The 16,069-nt window shown below is 43.4% G+C and carries 17 protein-coding genes; 9 read left to right on the top strand and 8 right to left on the bottom strand.

The window, feature by feature from the left end; translation table 11 throughout:
- Positions 1–35: 35 nt before the first annotated feature.
- From dnaB to AC04MN_RS05400, 3 genes are all read left to right on the top strand, one after another.
- On the top strand, positions 36–1,445 hold the full coding sequence (gene dnaB, locus AC04MN_RS05410; RefSeq protein ID WP_475382171.1) for a replicative DNA helicase: 1,410 nt from the start codon (positions 36–38) through the stop codon (positions 1,443–1,445).
- 124 nt (positions 1,446–1,569) lie between these two features.
- Positions 1,570–2,535, top strand: coding sequence for an SDR family oxidoreductase (locus tag AC04MN_RS05405; RefSeq protein WP_475382170.1), 966 nt, complete (start codon positions 1,570–1,572; stop codon positions 2,533–2,535).
- Positions 2,536–2,649: 114 nt separating this feature from the next.
- Positions 2,650–2,841 carry a hypothetical protein gene (locus tag AC04MN_RS05400; RefSeq protein WP_475382169.1) on the top strand — a complete coding sequence of 64 codons (192 nt, stop codon included), beginning with the start codon at positions 2,650–2,652 and terminating at the stop codon, positions 2,839–2,841.
- A 77-nt stretch (positions 2,842–2,918) separates the two neighbouring features.
- Here the strand turns inward: AC04MN_RS05400 and rplI are convergent, their stop codons facing one another.
- Genes rplI through rpsF form a run of 3 tightly spaced genes read right to left on the bottom strand, consistent with a single transcriptional unit; the run spans position 2,919 to position 4,739 of the window.
- The gene (rplI, locus tag AC04MN_RS05395; protein WP_475382168.1) at positions 2,919–3,362 is read right to left on the bottom strand and encodes a 50S ribosomal protein L9; all 444 of its coding nucleotides are present in this window, start codon (positions 3,360–3,362) and stop codon (positions 2,919–2,921) included.
- A 21-nt stretch (positions 3,363–3,383) separates the two neighbouring features.
- The gene (locus AC04MN_RS05390; RefSeq protein WP_475382167.1) at positions 3,384–4,271 is read right to left on the bottom strand and encodes a DUF2232 domain-containing protein; all 888 of its coding nucleotides are present in this window, start codon (positions 4,269–4,271) and stop codon (positions 3,384–3,386) included.
- Positions 4,272–4,292: 21 nt separating this feature from the next.
- Positions 4,293–4,739 carry a 30S ribosomal protein S6 gene (rpsF, locus tag AC04MN_RS05385; protein ID WP_475382166.1) on the bottom strand — a complete coding sequence of 149 codons (447 nt, stop codon included), beginning with the start codon at positions 4,737–4,739 and terminating at the stop codon, positions 4,293–4,295.
- A 148-nt stretch (positions 4,740–4,887) separates the two neighbouring features.
- On the opposite strand from rpsF, the gene AC04MN_RS05380 reads away from it, so the two are divergent.
- The 3 genes from AC04MN_RS05380 to AC04MN_RS05370 all read left to right on the top strand — a co-directional run bounded on the left by AC04MN_RS05380 (position 4,888) and on the right by AC04MN_RS05370 (position 7,723).
- Complete coding sequence (locus AC04MN_RS05380) at positions 4,888–5,577, top strand: FHA domain-containing protein (protein ID WP_475382165.1); 690 nt, start codon at positions 4,888–4,890, stop codon at positions 5,575–5,577.
- On the top strand, positions 5,577–6,458 hold the full coding sequence (locus tag AC04MN_RS05375; protein ID WP_475382164.1) for an alpha/beta fold hydrolase: 882 nt from the start codon (positions 5,577–5,579) through the stop codon (positions 6,456–6,458). Before AC04MN_RS05380 ends, AC04MN_RS05375 begins: the two co-directional genes overlap by 1 nt.
- A 68-nt stretch (positions 6,459–6,526) precedes the next feature.
- Positions 6,527–7,723: a hypothetical protein gene (locus AC04MN_RS05370; RefSeq protein ID WP_475382163.1), complete on the top strand. Its 1,197-nt coding sequence runs from the start codon at positions 6,527–6,529 to the stop codon at positions 7,721–7,723.
- Positions 7,724–7,771: 48 nt separating this feature from the next.
- Here AC04MN_RS05370 and AC04MN_RS05365 read toward each other — a convergent pair whose 3' ends face one another.
- The 5 genes from AC04MN_RS05365 to AC04MN_RS05345 form a co-directional block, all read right to left on the bottom strand.
- The gene (locus tag AC04MN_RS05365) at positions 7,772–9,412 is read right to left on the bottom strand and encodes a S8 family serine peptidase (RefSeq protein ID WP_475382162.1); all 1,641 of its coding nucleotides are present in this window, start codon (positions 9,410–9,412) and stop codon (positions 7,772–7,774) included.
- Positions 9,413–9,590: 178 nt separating this feature from the next.
- Positions 9,591–9,863, bottom strand: coding sequence for a hypothetical protein (locus tag AC04MN_RS05360; protein WP_475382161.1), 273 nt, complete (start codon positions 9,861–9,863; stop codon positions 9,591–9,593).
- 190 nt (positions 9,864–10,053) lie between these two features.
- Positions 10,054–10,845, bottom strand: coding sequence for a succinate dehydrogenase/fumarate reductase iron-sulfur subunit (locus tag AC04MN_RS05355; protein WP_475382160.1), 792 nt, complete (start codon positions 10,843–10,845; stop codon positions 10,054–10,056).
- 9 nt (positions 10,846–10,854) lie between these two features.
- Positions 10,855–12,771: a fumarate reductase/succinate dehydrogenase flavoprotein subunit gene (locus AC04MN_RS05350; RefSeq protein WP_475382159.1), complete on the bottom strand. Its 1,917-nt coding sequence runs from the start codon at positions 12,769–12,771 to the stop codon at positions 10,855–10,857.
- Between the two features lie 9 nt (positions 12,772–12,780).
- Complete coding sequence (locus AC04MN_RS05345; protein WP_475382158.1) at positions 12,781–13,440, bottom strand: succinate dehydrogenase cytochrome b subunit; 660 nt, start codon at positions 13,438–13,440, stop codon at positions 12,781–12,783.
- 178 nt (positions 13,441–13,618) lie between these two features.
- On the opposite strand from AC04MN_RS05345, the gene AC04MN_RS05340 reads away from it, so the two are divergent.
- Genes AC04MN_RS05340 through AC04MN_RS05330 form a run of 3 tightly spaced genes read left to right on the top strand, consistent with a single transcriptional unit; the run spans position 13,619 to position 16,022 of the window.
- A complete protein-coding gene (locus tag AC04MN_RS05340; protein ID WP_475382157.1) occupies positions 13,619–14,392 on the top strand; it encodes an electron transfer flavoprotein subunit beta/FixA family protein in 774 nt (257 codons plus the stop codon).
- A gap of 10 nt (positions 14,393–14,402) precedes the next feature.
- The gene (locus AC04MN_RS05335; protein ID WP_475382156.1) at positions 14,403–15,371 is read left to right on the top strand and encodes an electron transfer flavoprotein subunit alpha/FixB family protein; all 969 of its coding nucleotides are present in this window, start codon (positions 14,403–14,405) and stop codon (positions 15,369–15,371) included.
- Positions 15,372–15,377: 6 nt separating this feature from the next.
- Positions 15,378–16,022 (top strand): lysophospholipid acyltransferase family protein, encoded by a 645-nt coding sequence (locus AC04MN_RS05330; protein WP_475382155.1) that lies wholly within the window; start codon positions 15,378–15,380, stop codon positions 16,020–16,022.
- Positions 16,023–16,069 lie beyond the last annotated feature (47 nt).

Here is a 16,069-nt window from a genome sequence, read left to right as displayed (position 1 = left end):
TAATTTGATAGTCGTAAGTTGAATAGAGGGGTTCAATGAGCACACGTTTACCGCCTCAAAATACAGAGGCAGAACAATCAATCCTTGGTGGGTTGATGCTAGAAAATGAAGCGCTTGATGCGGTGGCTGATATCATCGACGCTTCAGATTTCTATCTGCCAGCGCATAGAAAAGTTTACGAAGTCATTCGAGAGCTGCATGCGAAAGTACAACCAATCGACATTTTAACTGTATCGAATGCTCTTCAAGCGAAGAGCGATCTTGACTCTGTTGGCGGGCCTGAATTTTTGGTTGGCCTTTTGGATAAAGTTGTCTCGGCAGCCAATATTGTTCACCACGCCAAAATCGTTAAGGAAAAGTCCACTTTAAGAAAGCTAATTTCTGCAAGCTCGGGAATAATCGAGCGAGCCTACAATTTAGAGTTCGAAAGTGTTGAAAGCTTTGTGGATGGCGCAGAGACCGAAATCTATAAGATCGGTGAAGGCAAGACCAAGTCAGGCCTCACCGGATCAATGGAAATCGTAAAAGCCTCTATTCAAAAAATCGAAGAACTTTACAAGCGCAAGGCCGATATTACAGGCCTAGCAACGGGTTTTACAGATCTTGATAAAATGACCGCGGGGCTTCACCCTGGCGAATTAACAATTATCGCCGCCCGTCCTTCGATGGGTAAAACAGCGTTCTCATTAAACGTTGCCTCACACATTGCCGTTCGCCAGAAAAAGACCTGCGCCTATTTCTCTCTTGAGATGGGTAAAGAATCGATGATGATGCGTCTTCTTTCTGCAGAGTCTAAAGTCAGCATGGGCGAAATTCGTAACGGTCGAATTCAAGACTCTGCTTGGCCAAAACTTATTCAAGCCGCAGGCTCACTGAGTGAGTCTCCTATCTTTATCGATGATACACCTGGGATGTCGCCTTTTGAAATTCGCGCTCGGGCACGTCGTTTAAAATCTGAACATGGCCTAGATTGCATCATGATCGACTACCTTCAGTTAATGTCGATGAAAACCAAGTTCGATAGCCGTGAACGCGAAGTTTCAGAAATTTCTAAATCATTAAAGGCCATTGCCAAGGAATTACAGATTCCGGTTATTGCACTAGCGCAGTTGAACCGTGGTGTGGAAGGTCGTTCTGACCGTCGCCCAATGTTGTCTGATTTGCGTGAGTCAGGATCTATCGAGCAAGATGCCGACGTTATCATGATGTTATATCGTGACGATTATTACGATAAAGACGATCCAGATAAACAAGGTCATGCCGAAGTAATTATTGGTAAACAACGTAACGGTGCCACCGGTACAGTGAAGTTGAAATTCGACGCCAAATACAACAGATTCCGTGATGCCGACGGGGAGCATGTTCCTCAGGCGCCTCCACTACAAGCTCCGCCTCCGATGCCCGGAGGAAAACCTCGCAATTTTGCGCCAGGAGTTTCAACTTAAAATTTGTAAAACAGGATCACTTCGGTGGTCCTGTTTTTGTATCAAATTAGGATTTCTCGAAGGAATACGGCAGTTTTCACTCTTGTAAGCCAAAGCATAAAAAGTTTAGGGCACAATAGAAGGTATGTATCGTTATATCTATTGGTTTAAACGTCATGTACCCCAAAGCTACAAACCTGTTATTTTAATCACCGGATGTGCCTCGGGCGTGGGGTTGGCATTAGCTCATCTTTTTCACAAACAAACTCAGTATCGAGTAATTGTCACAGCTCGAAGTCGTTCTTTAAGTAAGCTCCACAATCTTTTTGTGCAGAACGAACGTTTTTTGATCCGAGAGCTCGATATTACCGATGAGGATTCGCGGCGACACCTAGTCACCGAGATCATGCTGCTTTGGGGCTGTGTGGATATAGTTGTGAATAACGCCGGCATTTCGTTCAGATCCGTCGTCGAGCATATGTCAGAAGAAGATGAACGACTGCAAATGAACACCAACTACCATGGCCCCATGGAGTTGATTAAGCTAGTCCTTCCTTCGATGCGATCCAAAGGACGTGGTAAAATCATCAATGTTAGCTCGGTGAGTGGAATGCTGGCGATGCCAACCATGGCCTCCTATTCGGCCTCTAAATACGCCCTAGAAGGCGCCACAGAGGCCCTTTGGTATGAAATGCGTCCGTTTGGTGTCGACGTCAGTTTAATTCAGCCAGGCTTCCTTCATTCAAACTCATTTAAAAATGTTTATTATTCTGAAAAGGCCAAATACGAAGAACGGCATGACGGGCCGTATTCGGAATACTACAAAAGCATGACACCTTTTGTGGAAAAATTAATGGGCTTATCGCAAACCCCACCCGAGAAAGTCGCGCAGTTGGTTTTAGATGTTGTACTAACAGTCCGACCCCCACTTTGGATCCCTGCAACCTTTGATGCTGAATTCTTTTATTATTTGCGCCGACTTTTCCCGCGTCGATTATTGCACCCATTTTTATTTCGCTGTTTGCCTTCGATTAAAACTTGGGGAATTCGCTATACCCGCAAGCGAAAGGGCCTATGGGCGCGGATATTAAGCGCTTTAAAAGGATCCTAGACCTAGGAATAGAGCCTTCATTTTTATCAAAAATTTTTTGAATAAAAATTAACCACCTGATGCAATGAGCTTGTCATATCAGCAGAGACCCTTCCGAAGCATGGAGGCTAAAAGATGGGAAACAAGCTCTTTCACGCAGTGGTAGAGGCAACGGATTTGCCAACAGACCCTGTTAACAATGAACTAACGCGGATTCTACAACAACATGGTATTTCCCCCGATACGATGACGTTGGACGATTTACGCGAGGTTCTTGCAGACTACCTCCAAGACACAATCTTGGAAGCTAAGGAGGCATATCGCTGATGGCAAACTATAGAAATAAAAAATAAAAGGGCTTCCTCATCGGAAGCCCTTTTTAGTTTTTGCAGATAAAGCAAAAATTAAGCGCGCTCTACAGCGATCTGAACTTTTGCTTCTAAGCCTTCACCAAGCTTAACTGTAGCTTTGTGTTGACCCAAAACTTTGATTTGCTCTTCAACGTGGATGTCACGTCTGTCGATAGCAAATCCTGCTTTATCAAGCTCTTTAGAAATATCAGTAGTCGTGATAGTTCCGAAAAGTTTGTCATTGTCACCAGCAGCTGCTTTGAAAGTAACTGTGATGCCGTTGATTTTAGAAATAACAGCTTGTCTTTCAGCGTGAGCTTTCTTCTTTTTAGCTTCAGCTACACGTTGCAAGTGTTGGTATTCAGAGATGCGCTTTTCAGTCGCTTCTACTGCCAATTTACGTGGAAACAAGAAGTTTCTTGCGAAACCTTGAGACACGCTTACTAGCTCACCAACTTTACCGATATCTTTAACGTCTTTTTGAAGAATAACCTTCATGGTGTAAACCTCTTTCTAGATCTATTCCGTACTGCTCAACTTCCACTTCTGGAAGCGAGATCGAAAATCGACCCAATAATCAACCAAACCGATGGCACTTACGACAGCGAACAATTGACCGACAAACAAGAAGTAAGTCAAAAAACGCGTAAAGAAGCCCGCTTTGATTGTGTTTAAAAATTTTTCTGTCACCGCGAGTCCCTGGAAAAAATAGAGAACGACTGATACGTTCGTCACATTCAATGCGAGAATCGAGATGAACCTTCCGCCAAAACTCACCATCGTTAGAAGGAAGGCAGTCATCGCTATCCAAATATAAAATTCAGGCACGCGATATTCTAACAACTTGAGTTGAGTAGCCACTTTAACTCTGGGCAAATTGGACAAAGAAAAAGCTCTACTCTCGAATATAAGACCAAATCCTAAAGCAATTGTAAGCACAACAACAATAGCACTTGGAATTTGCTGAACTAACGTCATCGCATCAATTTCAATTTGCGGATTTACCTGTTTGATATTTCCTACAAATTTTTCTGCGAACTTCTGTAATTCAGTCATGGCATCTAAGCCTCGAATTTTAAAGACCCACGAGCCACCCAGCAACGCTGTCGATGTGCCCAGTGAAAGACTTGCCAATCCGGCTCTCCACCATCCTAAACCTTTGTGCTCGAGTTCTACATAGGCCCCTAAAGTCATCCAAACGGAGGCTATATATACTGCAAGCTCTTGGGTTTTTAAAAACCAAAGCGAAACAACCAACAACAAACCCGTAGTCCAAAAGGCAACGGGTCCGTAGGCTTTCCTTAAAACTCGAAGAACAGGGGCTCCCATCACCACGGTCACCACTGACAATATTGTCGATAGTGCCGCTAGAAGAATAAACTTGGGAAGGGTGGCCGTTCTGTTCATTGAGTCCTAAAGAAGTATTGATTACTCAGCTCTTTCTGCACGTGCAGCTGCGAAAGCGGCTTTACGAGCAGCGATTTTTGCTTCACGTTCTTTTTCGCGGCTAGCTGACTCAGCTAAAGACTTTTTGAAAGCCTCAAGGTGCTTAGCCAAAGAAACGCGCTCGTCTAAACGAGTGTGCATGAAACGAAGAACTTTGTCGTTGATACGCATTGTACGCTCGATTTCAGCAACAGCTTGAGGATCTGCTTCAAACGTAGAGTGGAAGTAGATACCTTTTTTAGCTTTACCGATAACGTTAGCTAAAGTTCTTTTACCCCAAGTTTCCAAAGAGTGAACTGAACCAGCATAGCTTTCGATTGTTGCTTTGTTCTTTTTGAAAAGCTCTTTTTGCTCTTCAAGAGTTGCATCTGGGTGTACAATGATAACAACTTCATAAGGTCTTTTAAGTTGTTCTTTTTTTAGTTCCATAGAACCTATCCTTTCGGTTTAACAGCTCCGCCCGCTTCGAGGGAGCAAGGATGACTTTTTAAATTGTTCCGAAGGTTTAGCACGCCTTTGGGCCAAGCTCAAGCATTAGGCAATTGAACCCACACTAAAGGACCCATAAAATAGACTCATGGTAACATTTTTAGAGATCGTTGCAGGTCCAGATGAGGGTTTAAAGTTCCGAGCCGAAGAAGGCGTGATGATTGGTCGCGTTAAGGGACAGGTCCTACTTAATGACCCCAAGGTGAGCTCTCTCCATGCTGGCATTGAGCTCGACGGCAAGGGACAGCTCATTATCGTCGACCAAGGATCCTCGAACGGACTCATAATAAACAGCAGAAAAGTTAAAAGAATCGCACTCTTACCTGGTGTTGTCTTCGAGATGGGTAGGACCCACTTGAAGGTTATCCAGATGGATGATGAAGAGGCGGAAGCTTATGGCGCCGTCATCACTTGGCGCTCTATTCTGCGCGAAGAAATCCCACGTCTTGGAGGAAAAAACATATCTTCGGGGCAAAACATCCACGCATTTCCTGTCGCAGTTATCCTGCAATTTTTACAAGGTATTCAGGCAGATGAGGTTGTCACGCTGGGTTACGGGCCTCGCAAAGCAGGCTTTCACGGAATGGATATTTCTTTATTAGATGACGAGGCTCCAGAATCTGCTTTCGAAATTATACCCACTGCAGGACAAGCAATGATAAAGAGTCATGCACCGACAAGAGTTTTTCTAAATGAAGAGCTTTTCAAGGAAGAATATCTAAATGAGGGAGATCAGATCTCGTTTGGAAATACAATTATTAGAGTAGGATATATTTAATGACAGCAGATATGATCAGTAAACAAACAGGGGTCATGTATAGTTTTGATGGAACCCCCATTTACTACGAAATTAGAGGGCAGGGTGAGCCCCTAATTCTTGTTTACGGAATTGGTTGTCTTATTAATCATTGGCACCATCAAATCGAATATTTTTCTAAACATTATCAGGTCATTGCTTTTGATATTCGAGGACACCACCAAAGCGCTCCGGTCACTGATCTTAAAAACCTTACTATGAAGTCCATCGCAGACGATATTTCGCTGTTAATGAAGCATCTTAATATTAAATCCGCTCACTTTATGGGTCACAGCTTCGGCGCACCGATCATGCTAGAGTTCTTTGACCTAAATCCAAAAAAAGTAAAATCGATGATATTTATTAATGGCTTTTCAAAAAATCCAATCAAGGGAATGTTTGGATTAGACATCGTTGAAAAGCTTTTTTACTTCATAAAGAATGGCTACGAGTCTCAGCCCGACCTGTGGAGAGCCCTGTGGAAAATGGCCGTAGATAATCCGATAGCAATGGTCGCAGCTGCTTTAGCTGGCGGCTTCAATCTTAAGGTAGTTCACTTTAAAGATATCGAGGTTTATGCCCGCGGTGTTGCTCGCATGGACCTAGAAAGCTTCCTGTTGCTTTTCGAACAACTCATGGACTTCAACGGTGATCTTATTTTGCCTAAAATTAACGTTCCTACGTTGGTTGTATCTGGAGAAAAAGACAATGTGACCCCTCAGCGCTTCCAGCATGCTTTTAAAGACGCCATCCCCCATTCCGAGTTTCTGTTAGTCCCTTACGGCTCTCATTGCACTCAGTTGGATTTCCCCGAATTTATAAACTTAAAAATGGAAAAATTTTTAGAGTCGACAAAGAAATAAGACCAAAATTGGATCGTAAGCCCGTTTCAGTATATAACATCGATCTAACTTAATTGGGGTCGTTTACGATGAAATGGGCACTTTTCTTTGTCTTAAATTTATCAAGCCTTGCTTTTGCACAAGTTTGGACAGCACAAAATTCTTGGAGCGAAGAGTCCGAAAACCAATTCGCAGATTTCGTCAAAAATGAATTTGGTAGCGACTATTTCACAAACTCAAACTCGCTTGGTTTCGGAATTGCCACAGACTGCGCAGATGCGCTGTATATCGCACGGATTGCTTTTGCCTACAAAGCCTCATTGCCAGTGCAATTTACTCATCCAGAGGGCGGGTGGATAAAAAACACCATGACCAGCTGGAATCATCTTTCAGAAATAGAGCGAGTCAAAGCCTTCATGAGATACGTTGGCGAGTACTCCAATACAGGCACGATGATTAATGATACTTATCCGGTGCAGGTCAGCCGAGACTATCTAAAACCCGGGGTCGTCTATTTAAGCCCGACCTTGAGTGATTCAGAAAAAGCCCAAACTAAGCAGTCCGGTGGACACGCAGAGCTTGTTAAAGACATCGACGACACTGGATACATCAGAATGCTTGGCTCTACGACACCTAAGCTAGTGCGCGATCTTACGAGTCATCGCAATCCTGTTCACGCCCCGGTAGTAACTCGAGGTGGCTATCGTCGATTTAAACAGCCTCAGCACTTCGCCATGCCGACATCACAACTTCCTGGCTACAGTCTTCAACAGTTTCAGCTGTCGGGGTGGCAGCCACTAAGTGTTTTATCTAGAAAGCAAATTTATCTTTGGAACGAGGCTATTCGCACTCTTTTACGAAGCCGACAACCTTCCTTCGAAGATCGTGTTGATGTAGTCGTCGAAAGTATTTGTGAGATCTTTAAAAGTCGCGTTGATATTGTGAAAGCTGCGTGGAAGAAAATCGACGAGCGGGGAAAAGTTTGTTTACGAGGCGAAGAGTTCGACGATTATTCAACACCGAAAAAGGACGCCCGCATTTTAGAAGCATACAAACAGCTGGATGATATGTACAAATGGCGAAAGCTTGAAGGCGGATTCCAAAACATCAAGGATGCAAAAGAACTGCTGAAGAAGTGCGATATCGAATATTGGCCAGGATATCGGGCAGACACTTGGGAACTTTTTTTAAGAATGATTGATGGTCGGATTGTTTCGGACCCCAATCATGCTCCAGCGGTTCGCTGGGGGTGGAAAGAAAAACCTTCAAGTTATACCTGTAAATAAATAAACCCCGCTTTTAGGGCGGGGTTTTTTAATCTAAAATCAAATTTTTTATCTATAAGCGGCTTTTGTGATTTCCCAGCCCCATCTGCTAACAGAGTCGTCAGATGTGAATACGATCTTTGCCGTATCTCCGGTCACTGTCATCGAGAAAGAATCGTCGTTACGACCACTTAAAGTGTCGACCAACTTACCAGTGCTATCGTAGATTTCAACTTTATCGTAAGTTTTTTCAGTATCAAACTTCGAAAAGTACAACGCAAATTCTTTTGCGCCAGGTACTGACACAGAATACTCTTCACGAGCTTTATCTGCATAAGGATGAGCAGAAGCCAATGAGATACTCATGGTTGGCCAATTTGCTGGATCATTTGGATCTGGCTGTGGAACGGCGTTTGTTAACGCTGCATATGCGTTCGCCAAACCTCCAGAGCGAACTTTTCCACGTAAGCCTGGGATTGGACGTGCCGTTGTGATAATTCTTTCCTTCAATTCTTTATGAGTCATATTTGGAAATTGTGATGCCAAAAGAACTGCCAAACCAGATACGTGAGGCGTTGCCATTGACGTTCCTGACCATGAATCATATCCACTTGTTGTTGAAGAGTAGATATTCACGCCCGGAGCGCCAACGTGAACCGTTGTTTTTCCGTAGTTAGAAAAATTCGCCAAAACACCTTTATTATCAACCGCAGCTACAGAAAGAACGTTTTCTACGTTATATGTTGCCGGATAAGTTGGTTTAGCATCGTTATTGTTTGTCTCGTTACCAGCTGCTGCAATAAATAGAACACCAGCTTTGTTCGCTCTTTCAATCGCCAGCTTTAAAGTATCAGAGTAGCCACCGCCACCCCAAGAGTTAGACATGATCTTTGCACCCATTTTTGTCGCGTAATCAATAGACTTGATCGCGTCTTCTAACGTACCGCCACCATCTTTAGTTAAAAACTTAACGCCCATAATACGTACGTTCCAGGCAACACCCACGATACCTTTTCCATCATCACCCTTAGCGCCAATTGTTCCCGAACAGTGAGAACCGTGACCGTGATCATCTAAAGGATTTCCAGTGGCTTTATTATTAGTAAATGCTGCACCGTAAATGTCGTCCACAATTCCGTTACCATCATCATCAACGCCAGTCTTACCTTTTGCTTCAGCTTCATTTGTCCAAAGATTCGGTTTTAAATCTGGGTGATTATAGTTAATTCCTGTATCGATTACAGCCACAACAACATCTCTTGAGCCTGTCGTGATGTCCCAAGCTTGTTCCGCCCCGATATCGACGCCTTTCAAGCCCACTTGGCGACTCGTATCTTGCTGACCATTATTAATTAAACCCCAAAGTTGTCCTAACATCGGATCGTTCGGAGTTTTAGAAATTCTATAGATGTAGTTTGGTTCTACGATGTCGACCATTGGATTCATCGCAAGATTTTTAAGCACTGATGTTTGCATTTCAAACACAGGTCTCTTGATCACCACGATGTTGTCTTCTGGAATTGCAGACTTTACGTAGGCACCCAGTGATTCAGAAAGAACATTGAAGTTCTGAGGAATCACCACGTCGTCTCTAAGCTTAATAACATATTCTCCAGGAACTGCTTCGGGTTCAGAGGCCGCAAACGCACTCCACCCAGTTAAACACAAACCCGCAGCTGCAATTCTTGCGACTATTCTAGAGTAATTCATCGATGATCCTCCTACGATGCAATTTGGAACGGCATAAGTAATATTGCCAGTTCCAAAATGGTACCAATCTGATAGGGGGCCACGAATCTTGAACTGAATTTTTCAGAGTTTACTAGACTAAGTCTAGAGCTTAGTCTGTGTTTTAATGAACTATTCTTAGTTTATACACAACTTTGGTCTAGCCAATTTTGGTCTTTTTAGATTTAGGATTGAATGATTTCTGCTCAATAAAGTCGAAGGACATTTGTTCTGATTGACGGATTTCTTTTTCAAAAGAAAACAACGGTTTTACTTTACCCGCTGATTGCTTGATCTCGTTTTTTTCAGATGGAGTAGCCACATGAACCCCTTCGGAAGCCCGAATCAAATGTTTAATAAATGCTTCTTTAACACTATCAGGAGCCTCTTTATTGAATCCCATTTCTTTCATGATTTGATCTATGCGCTTCATAAATGCCCGCCCTCAGTCCACCTGGACTCTTATCTAGTTCGGTTTATTGATGAAAAACTTGATAGATAAACTAGCGATGCTTCAACAAGCTGAATCCTAAAGATTTGACTAAGTACGCAGGATCTTCGGTTAATAAAAAAGCCGGTGAAATCACCGGCTTAGATAACTCATTAAGTCATATTGTTTGGCGCTATGCTCCGCCGTCATTGTCATAAACAGGGGCTTTTTTGGTTAAATTTGCAATAAGGAACTCACGGTTCATTGTAGCAATATTCGAAAGGTTGATTCCCTTAGGACAAGCAGCCTCACAGGCGCCAGTGCTTGTGCAAGATCCAAAACCTTCGGCATCCATTTGAGCAACCATATTCAGAACGCGCTCTTTTCGTTCAACCTTACCCTGAGGAAGATTTGCAAGATGAGTGATCTTCGCTGAAGTAAACAACGCCGCAGAAGCATTCTTACAAGAAGCAACGCAGGCTCCACAGCCGATACAAGTTGCCGAGGCCATTGCCTCATCCGCTTCTGGTTTTGGAATTGGTACTGAGTTAGCATCAGGTGCATTACCTGTGTTTGCCGAAATATATCCACCAGACTGGATAATACGATCCAATGCGCTTCTGTTAACCAAAAGATCTTTTACAACTGGGAATGCTTTTGCACGAAATGGTTCAATCGCTAGGGTTTCGCCATCATTGAAAACGCGCATATGCAACTGACATACTGTCGTGCCTTTTTGAGGTCCGTGAGCTTCGCCATTGATTACGAATCCACAGCTTCCACAAATACCTTCGCGGCAATCGTGATCAAAAGCGATCGGGTCACCGCCCTTTGAAATAATATCTTCGTTAACAGCATCTAGCATTTCTAAGAATGAAGCATCCGTAGAAACGTTTGTTGCTTTGATATCCTCAAAGGTCCCTTCAGATTTAGGACCCTTTTGGCGCCATACTTTTAGATTGAGATTGATTGTTTTTGATCCCATCTTTGCCTCTTATTTATAGCTACGAGTAGCAAGTTTAACGTTTTCGAATGATAACTCTTCTTTGTGACGAACTTGTTTTTTGCCCGTGCCTTGCCATTCCCAGGCAGCAACGTGACAGAAGTTTTGATCATCACGCTTAGCTTCACCATCTTCTTGGTGTTCAACTCGGAAGTGACCACCGCAAGACTCTTCACGTTCTAAAGCATCGTGACACATCAACTCACCAAGCTCGATAAAGTCAGCAACACGACATGCTTTTTCTAGCTCTGGATTTAAGTAATTTGCGTCGCCTGGAACGCGCACATTCGTCCAGAATTCTTCACGCAGCTTTTGGATCATTCCAATCGCTTTCGTAAGGCCTTCTTTCGAACGGGCCATACCACAGTATTCCCACATAATACGGCCAAGTTCTTTATGGAAACTTTCAACAGTTCTGTTTCCTTTGATATTCATAAGCTTGCTGATTTCATTTCTTACGCCGTCTTCAGCATTTTTAAATGCATCATGATTCGTAGAAACCTTTTCAAGCTTCGTATTACCTAGGTAATTACCAATTGTGTAAGGCAATACAAAATAACCATCTGCAAGTCCTTGCATCAAAGCAGAGGCTCCAAGACGATTGGCTCCGTGATCAGAGAAGTTCGCCTCTCCGGCAACAAAGAGACCAGGAATCGTTGACTCCAAGTTATAGTCTACCCACAGACCTCCCATAGTATAGTGAGGCGCCGGGTAAATACGCATTGGACGCTCGTATGGATTTTCTCCAGTAATCTTTTCGTACATTTCGAAAAGATTGCCATAGCGCTCGGAAATTTTATCTTTACCAAGGCGCTTAATAGAATCGGCAAAATCAAGATAAACCGCTTGTCCAGACTCGCCAACTCCGCGACCTTCATCGACAGCATATTTCGCCTGACGAGAAGCCACGTCACGAGGAGCTAAGTTACCAAAAGAAGGATAAACACGCTCTAAGTAGTAATCGCGTTCTGACTCAGGGATATCGCTTGGGTGACGTTTGTCGCCTTTTGCTTTCGGAACCCATACCCGTCCATCGTTACGCAAAGACTCGGACATCAAAGTTAACTTCGACTGATTCTCTCCATGAACTGGAATGCAAGTTGGGTGAATTTGTGTAAAGCAAGGGTTCGCGAAGAATGCGCCACGCTTATGCGCTCTCCACGCTGCCGTAACGGCACAAGCCATTGCATTTGTTGAAAGATAAAAGACGTTCGAATATCCGCCGGTCGCTAAAATAACGACATCTGCCTCGTGAGATTCTACTTCACCTGTCACAAGGTTGCGAACAATAATACCACGCGCTTTGCCATCAACGATTACCAAATCTAGCATTTCACGACGAGTGCGTAGTTCGACCTGACCAAGCTCAACCTGTCTCATCATTGATTGATAAGCTCCGTACAACAACTGTTGTCCAGTTTGTCCGCGGGCATAGAAAGTTCGTGAAACTTGAGCACCACCAAAAGACCGATTGGCCAACAGTCCGCCGTATTCACGAGCCAAAGGCACGCCAGTAGCCACTGCTTGGTCAATGATGTTTACCGATACTTCTGCAAGACGGTGAACATTGGCTTCGCGAGCGCGGAAATCTCCGCCCTTTACAGTATCATAAAATAAACGATAAATAGAATCGCCGTCATTTTGGTAGTTCTTGGCAGCATTGATTCCACCCTGAGCGGCAACTGAATGCGCGCGACGTGGGGATTCATGAACACAAAATGCTTTTACTTTGTAGCCAAGCTCACCAAGCGAGGCCGCAGCAGAAGCGCCAGCCAATCCAGTACCAACAACGATAACAGAATGCTTACGCTTGTTCGCAGGGTTCACTAATTTGGAACTAAATTTATGATTAGTCCATTTGTCCGAAATATTTCCAGAAGGAATTTTTGAATCTAATTTAACAGACATTTGCACTCCTTATTTCGCAAAAAAGAACGCGTAAATCGGTTGAGAGATAAAGCCCAATGCCACAACAACTGCATAGGTATAGCTAAGCTTTTTAAGCTTATCTGCCATTCCACGCTGCAAAAGACCCAAGGATTGGAATGTAGAACCGACACCATGACTTAAGTGGAAGCCCAACAAAATTAAGCACACGATATAACCAACAACATAGGCCGGCGATTGAAACACTTCGATCACCAATTTATGAAGATCGCGCATCACAACACCATCAACCGTTGTTTCATAGTAGGTTCCAAATTTGAAGGTTAGGATGTGCATGATGATGAAAACCAACACAACCGAGCCCTGAACAGCCATCATTTTAGATGCCTTGGTCACAGCTTTAGCGCCAGAGGCCTCAACAGAATAACGACTCTCTTTTGCCTGCCTGTTCTGAATAGTAAGGCTGATGGCCGAAAACACGTGAACGATAAATGAAAGAATTAATACCGTTTCAGCAACGTAAATAAATTTTCCGCTGGTTAACGCGTGTCCATAAGCATTGTAAGCATCTGGGCTTACAAAAATTAAAAGGTTCCCCGCCATATGTGCAAGCACAAAGCCCGCCCAAATTAGACCGGTAATACCCATTAAGTATTTTTTCCCGACAGTGGAACGAAAGAATCCCGACATGAAAGTCCCTTTCTTGTTCATTGATAATTTCTCATTTGAGTTTCAGTACAAGTATTACTCCTGCCACCTCAAAAAGTCCATGTCACGAACTATGTATTGCAACACGTTAAATACATAATATGGTTTTACCTTTTCTAGACTTGAGATAGAACGAGGGCTCTACAAATGAGGTATAGATATGAAGATTTTTGTTTGTATCAAACAGGTACCTGATACCGAAACTAAAATTAAAATTGCAGCTGATGGAAACAATATCGATACGGCAGGAATCAAGTGGGTCATGAACCCATACGATGAGTATGCTGTTGAAGAAGCTATTAAAACTCGAGATGCGAATCCAGGCTCGCAAGTATGGGTTCTAAGTGCTGGACCAAAGGCAAGAGTCGTAGAGTCGATTCGAACTGCCTTAGCCATGGGCGCCGACGAGGGCATCGTAGTAAACGCTGAAAACCTAGATAGTCTTGCAACGGCAAAAGCTTTGTCGGAAGTCATTAAAGCCGAAGGTGGGGCTCAGCTTATTTTCTCTGGCAAACTTGCTATTGATGATAATGCGGCAAGCGTTCCTCAGATGGTTGCAGAATATTTAAAGATTCCTCATACATCCGTTGTATCTAAATTCAATTTTTCAGCAGAATCTGTAACTGTTGAGCGCGATGTTGAAGGTGGATCTAAAGAAGTTGTTCAGATGATGAACCCTTCTTTGGTTGCTGCCAATAAAGGTTTGAACATGCCTCGGTATGCAAGCCTTCCAGGAATCATGAAGGCCAAGAAAAAGGTCATTAAAGAAGTAGAGTTTTCCGCTCTAAATATTCCTGCGACTGAAATTAAAACTAAGTATTCTCAATTCTCTCTTCCTGCTGAAAAACCACCAGTAAAAATGCTTTCTGGTGATTCTTCGGCTCAAGCTGCAGAACTAGCTAAACTTCTTCGCGAAGAAGCTAAGGTTTTATAAGGAGTTATTCATGGCTAAAATTCTAGTATTTGCTGAACACTCAAACGGCACACTTAAAAGAAGCTCAATTGAATTACTTCAATTTGCTGCAAAATCGGGAAACACCGTAGCTGCTGTCGTATTCGGATCAAAAGCAAGTGATGTTCAGGCTGCTGTTGCCCACAACGGCGCAACTGAAGTTCACATCATCAAAGACGCCTCATTAGACGCCTATAATCCAGAGTCTTTTGCTGCGGCAATGACTTCTATCGTTGAAAAAGCTCAGCCACAAATTATTTTGGCATCAGCCTCTTCAACGGGTCGCGATCTATTCCCTCGTCTTGCTGCACGCATTGGCGCAGGCATTGCTTCTGATTGTACAGAGCTGACAATTTCTGGCGACACGGTCACAGCAAAAAAACCAATGTACTCTGGCAAATGCTTTGCCAACGTTAATTTCGAAAATTGCGCAATTAAGATCGTGCTTATGCGTGCAAACCAACTTCCAGTTGTGGCCGCAGATACTTCTAAAAGTGCAAACACTTCCGAGCATGCGCACTCTGCAACAGACCTTAAGACTTTGATCAAAGAAGTCGTAAAAGGTGCCTCTGAAAAGCTCGATTTAACTGAAGCAAATGTTATTGTTTCTGGTGGCCGAGGCCTTAAAGAAGCTTCTAACTTTAAAGTATTGAATGATCTAGCCGATGTGCTTGGGGCTACCGTAGGCGCATCTCGCGCAGTCGTTGATGCTGGCTGGGTTTCTCATGACATGCAGGTGGGTCAAACGGGCAAAACTGTTGCTCCGTCACTTTATATTGCTGTTGGTATTTCTGGGGCAATCCAGCACTTAGCTGGTATGAGCGGATCCAAAGTTATTGTTGCAATCAATAGCGATCCAAATGCACCCATTTTCCAAAAAGCGACATACGGAATTGTTGGTGATGCCTTAGAAGTAGTTCCAAAACTTACTGAAGAGTTTAAAAAACTTCTAGCCCACTAAGACCCAATGTTTAGGAAATATATTCTTCCTTATATTGTATGGATTTTTTATCGAACCCTCTCGGCGACGTGGAGGGTTCGTTTTATTGAGCCTGTTGAAATCAAAAATGCTTTGGCGAATAAGTCCTCGTTTATTATTGCCCATTTTCATGGTGATGAACTGGCTTTGCTTCAAATTGCTCGTCGATATCCCATGGCCACAATTGTTTCGACCTCAAAAGACGGCGAGCTCATGAATAAGGTTTTGCACTTAATGGGCACAAAAACCTCTCGAGGCTCTTCGACCCGAGGAGGCGTTCAGGCGCTAAAAGGTCTTATTAGTTTAGTAAAAGACGGGAGAAATTGCAGCTTTGCGGTGGATGGTCCCAAGGGTCCGTTACACAAAGTGAAGCCCGGCGTATTCGAATTTTCTAGAATTTTAAAGATTCCAATCGTTCCTACGTCAAGTGTGTGCTCGAATGCCTGGAATTTTCCAAGAAGCTGGAATAAAACATATCTACCTAAACCATTCTCTAAAATTGTTATCTATCTAAACTCACCAATTGAAGCCATCACTAAGGATCAAGATCCCCGCGATCCAGAGCTGGCAAATAGTCTAGAATCCATTTTGCACAAGACTAAAGCCGAAGCTTCGAAAGTCATTGCCCAATAAGTATTCGGGTGCTAGCGTCATATAAATAGAACTACAACTTTTAAAAA

It is taken from the genome of Bdellovibrio sp. ZFWA1 (assembly GCF_056175665.1).
Note: the sequence above shows the minus strand (reverse complement) of the source record. Positions and strands in the feature narration are given on the sequence as shown.